Origin of the sequence: uncultured Boseongicola sp. (assembly GCF_937988555.1) — a bacterium.
GTDB lineage: Bacteria > Pseudomonadota > Alphaproteobacteria > Rhodobacterales > Rhodobacteraceae > Boseongicola.
In genome coordinates this window covers 1-3,207 of the sequence record NZ_CALJXO010000046.1, presented here as the reverse complement: position 1 = coordinate 3,207, position 3,207 = coordinate 1, and the positions used below count along the sequence as shown (strand labels likewise).

Annotated in this window: 4 protein-coding genes; 1 reads left to right on the top strand and 3 read right to left on the bottom strand. The window is 62.2% G+C overall.

Going from position 1 to position 3,207, the window contains the following annotated elements; genetic code table 11:
• The coding region (locus tag Q1B15_RS03050; RefSeq protein WP_299749980.1) for an aldehyde dehydrogenase family protein at window positions 1–808 on the bottom strand (808 nt) is incomplete at its 3' end.
• Between the two features lie 81 nt (window positions 809–889).
• Here Q1B15_RS03050 and Q1B15_RS03045 point away from each other — a divergent pair.
• Complete coding sequence (locus Q1B15_RS03045; RefSeq protein WP_299749977.1) at window positions 890–1,684, top strand: alpha/beta hydrolase; 795 nt, start codon at window positions 890–892, stop codon at window positions 1,682–1,684.
• 5 nt (window positions 1,685–1,689) lie between these two features.
• On the opposite strand, the gene Q1B15_RS03040 is transcribed toward Q1B15_RS03045, so the two are convergent.
• A complete protein-coding gene (locus tag Q1B15_RS03040) occupies window positions 1,690–2,670 on the bottom strand; it encodes a P1 family peptidase (protein ID WP_299749974.1) in 981 nt (326 codons plus the stop codon).
• Window positions 2,661–3,014, bottom strand: a complete 354-nt coding sequence (locus tag Q1B15_RS03035; RefSeq protein WP_299749971.1) for a hypothetical protein — start codon at window positions 3,012–3,014, stop codon at window positions 2,661–2,663. Before Q1B15_RS03035 ends, Q1B15_RS03040 begins: the two co-directional genes overlap by 10 nt.
• Between the last annotated feature and the right edge of the window lie 193 nt (window positions 3,015–3,207).

Genomic DNA, 3,207 nt, shown 5'->3' with positions numbered 1-3,207 from the left:
CGTTGCCACCAAGCTCCATCGAACACTTCATCACCTGATCGGCGGCCTGTTTCAGCAGGATGCGGCCCACTTCGGTCGATCCGGTAAACGACAGTTTGGCGACGGTCGGGTTCTCGCAAAACTCTTTGCCGATGCCGGATGCATCGGACGCGGGAACGATCGACAAAACGCCCTTCGGCAATCCTGCACGATCTGCCAACACGCCCAAAGCTAAGGCGGACAAAGGCGTCAGCGTCGCCGGGCGTACCAAAATCGAACAACCAGCCGCCAAAGCGGGGCCAACTTTGCGCGTGATCATCGCGTTCGGGAAATTCCAAGGCGTAATCGCCGCGCAAACGCCAATTGGTTGGCGCAAAACTGTGATGCGCTTGTCAGGCTGGTGGCCCGGAACGGTCTCGCCATAGACGCGCTTCGCCTCTTCCGCGAACCATTCAATAAACGACGCGCCATAAATGATCTCGCCCTTGGCTTCGGCCAGCGGCTTACCCTGCTCGGCCGTCAGGATGGTCGCCAAGTCGTCGGCGTGCGCGACCATCAGATCAAACCAGCGGCGCATCGTGTTTGCGCGCTCTTTCGCTGTCCGCGCCGCCCAGTCCCGTTGCGCTATCTTTGCAGCCGCAATCGCCGTTGCGACTTGTCCACGATCCACATCCGCCACGGAGGCAATCACATCGCCACGCGCCGGGTTCGTCACATCAAACGTGCGCCGGCCAGCGCCGTCGACCCACTCGCCGGCCAGATAAGCGCGGGTTTCAAGCAGAGCCGGATCCTTCAAAAGGCTCTTAAGGTCGGTCGTTGTATCCAACATATCATCTCTCCCGGGTCTGGCGCTTGTGAGCGTCGCGTGCTTTCAAACGCTCTATACCCCGACCCCGCTCCCGAGGACGAGATGAAAAACGATATCGCCTATGCAAATGCGGATTTCATACCGAACGCCGCCGACTACATCGACACTTGGGTCGACGCCGCGCGCGAGTTTCGCGAGACCGAAGCCGCCATCGGTCGCGCGCGCCTCAACGCAGCCTACGGTGCGCATGAGCGCGAGAAACTCGACCTGTTCCACCCGGCAGGACGTGCCGAAGGTCTCGTGGTTTTCGTCCACGGCGGCTACTGGCACAAATTCGACCGATCCTACTGGTCGCACTTCGCGCGGGGCTGCACAGCGCGCGGCTTCGCTGTCGCCATGCCCTCCTATCCGCTGGCGCCTGAGGCGCGCATCACCCAGATCACCCGCTCGATCGCCCGCGCGGTGGAAAAGGCTGCGTCCTATGTCAAAGGCCCGATCTATCTCACCGGGCACTCCGCAGGGGGCCATCTTGTGGCCCGCATGCTCTGCCGCGATGTCGCGATGCAGACAGAAGTGCGCAATCGTATCGCCCGCGTGGTCCCGATCTCGCCCCTCTCCGATCTGCGCCCGCTTCTGGAAACAACGATGAACCAGTCGCTGAAGCTGAACGAAGCCGAAGCCATCGCCGAAAGCCCGGTCGACCACACCCCCCTGCCCGTTCCCGTCACCACCTGGGTCGGCGCCGAGGAACGCCCTGTGTTTCTGGATCAGGCACGATGGCTCAGCGAAGCCTGGCACCGTGACATGCGCATCGCCCCCGGTCGCCATCACTTCGATATTCTGGACGATCTTGAACGCCCCGACAGCCCACTGGTGCGTTCAATTCTCAGGGACTAAGCTGCCTAAGCAAACTTTTCGCGCCACGTCGGGAAGGGATCGTCCGCCGCAGGCGTCGCATTGTAGACCGCCCGTGCAACCGCACGCGCAAGACATGTCGCCGCAACGTGACCAAGCAAAAGCTGGTCTTCAGGCGTAAGCGCGCGCTGCCCGGTCGACGCCGCAAACACCAGATCGCCGTCCCTCGGTGTATGCGACGGCACAATGGCCCGCGCCATCCCGTCATGCGCCCCCACCGCCATTCTGGTCGCACTTGCCTTGGTCAAAATCGCATCCGTCGCCACGATCGCGATCGTCGTATTGCCCGCACTATCAAGCTTGGTTCGAGGGCCACCGCCAGGCGCAATCTCAACCCCAAGCCCGCCAAATTCGTCGCCCTCTTCAAAAGGTGCGGCCCAAAACCGAGGCCCGTCACCAACTGTAACCTGCCCCAGCGCATTCACCGCCACCAAAGCCCCAACGGTCACACCCGACGCCAAAACAGCCGATGCCGATCCGATCCCGCCCTTTAGACCGGCCACCGTTGCGCCTGTTCCGGCACCCGCCGTCCCGAGCGCCACGTCCAGGCAGCGCGCGTCATACGCCACCCGACCAAGCCTCGCGTAAGGGTTCGCCGCCCAATCCTTGTCGCCGCCATTGGCCAGATCAAACAGGATCGCCCCCGGCACGATCGGCACCAAATGTCCCGCCGCCTCGAACCCGCGTCCATCGCCGCGCAAACCGTCCACAACGCCTGACGCCGCATCCAATCCAAAAGCCGACCCGCCCGACAACACCAACGCGTCCACCGCCTCGGCCAATGCATCAGGGCGCAATAAATCCGTCTCCCGCGTGCCGGGTGCACCGCCCATCACATGCACGCCTGCGACCATCGGCGCGTCGCCGATCAAAACGGTGACACCTGACTTCAACGCCGCATCCGCCGCTTGTCCGACGCGCAGTCCCGGCACATCCGTGATCAAATTCCGCGCGCCCGCTATGGCCATGTCAGGTCCTGTTCTGCCTCGATGATTTGCCCTGCAAACCGCCCCAAAAGCCGCAAATCCGACCCCGACCCCGGAAAATCACGCCGCGTGGTCAACGCCGACGGGCGCACCACAATCACCGTGTCCGCTACACCCATCAAGGCCTCGATCCGCGCGACAATCGCCGGGCGGAAATAATGCGCCAATCGCACGGTCCGCGCCGACTGAATGACATCCACATCGGCCAGATCAAACGTCAACCCGTATCGGCCCGCCTCCTGCAACAGATAGGCAAACGCCGCAGGCTGCGTGTCAAACTCACCCGTAAGAACCGTCAGCAATGCCGGCACCCTCGCACGTTTCATACAGTCCTTTGCCCCATCACTTTGCACGTTCCCGGCGCAGTTCAACCCATGTTGCAAGACTGTCTTATCTCGTCCATCAGGGAAAGCCCTTGCGAGCCACCACTCCAAACCCCTATCTGATCTTCAAACAAGGAGAGCCCGCATGGCCTATATCAAATGGACATTCCGTATCGTGCTGATCGCGATTGTGGGG

What these genes read in the sequence shown, in the direction of transcription:
- Q1B15_RS03045 (WP_299749977.1), top strand. Translation starts at nt 890, where the DNA reads ATGAAAAACGATATCGCCTATGCAAATGCGGATTTCATACCGAACGCC.
- Q1B15_RS03040 (WP_299749974.1), bottom strand. Translation starts at nt 2,670, where the DNA reads ATGGCCATAGCGGGCGCGCGGAATTTGATCACGGATGTGCCGGGACTG.
- Q1B15_RS03035 (WP_299749971.1), bottom strand. Translation starts at nt 3,014, where the DNA reads ATGAAACGTGCGAGGGTGCCGGCATTGCTGACGGTTCTTACGGGTGAG.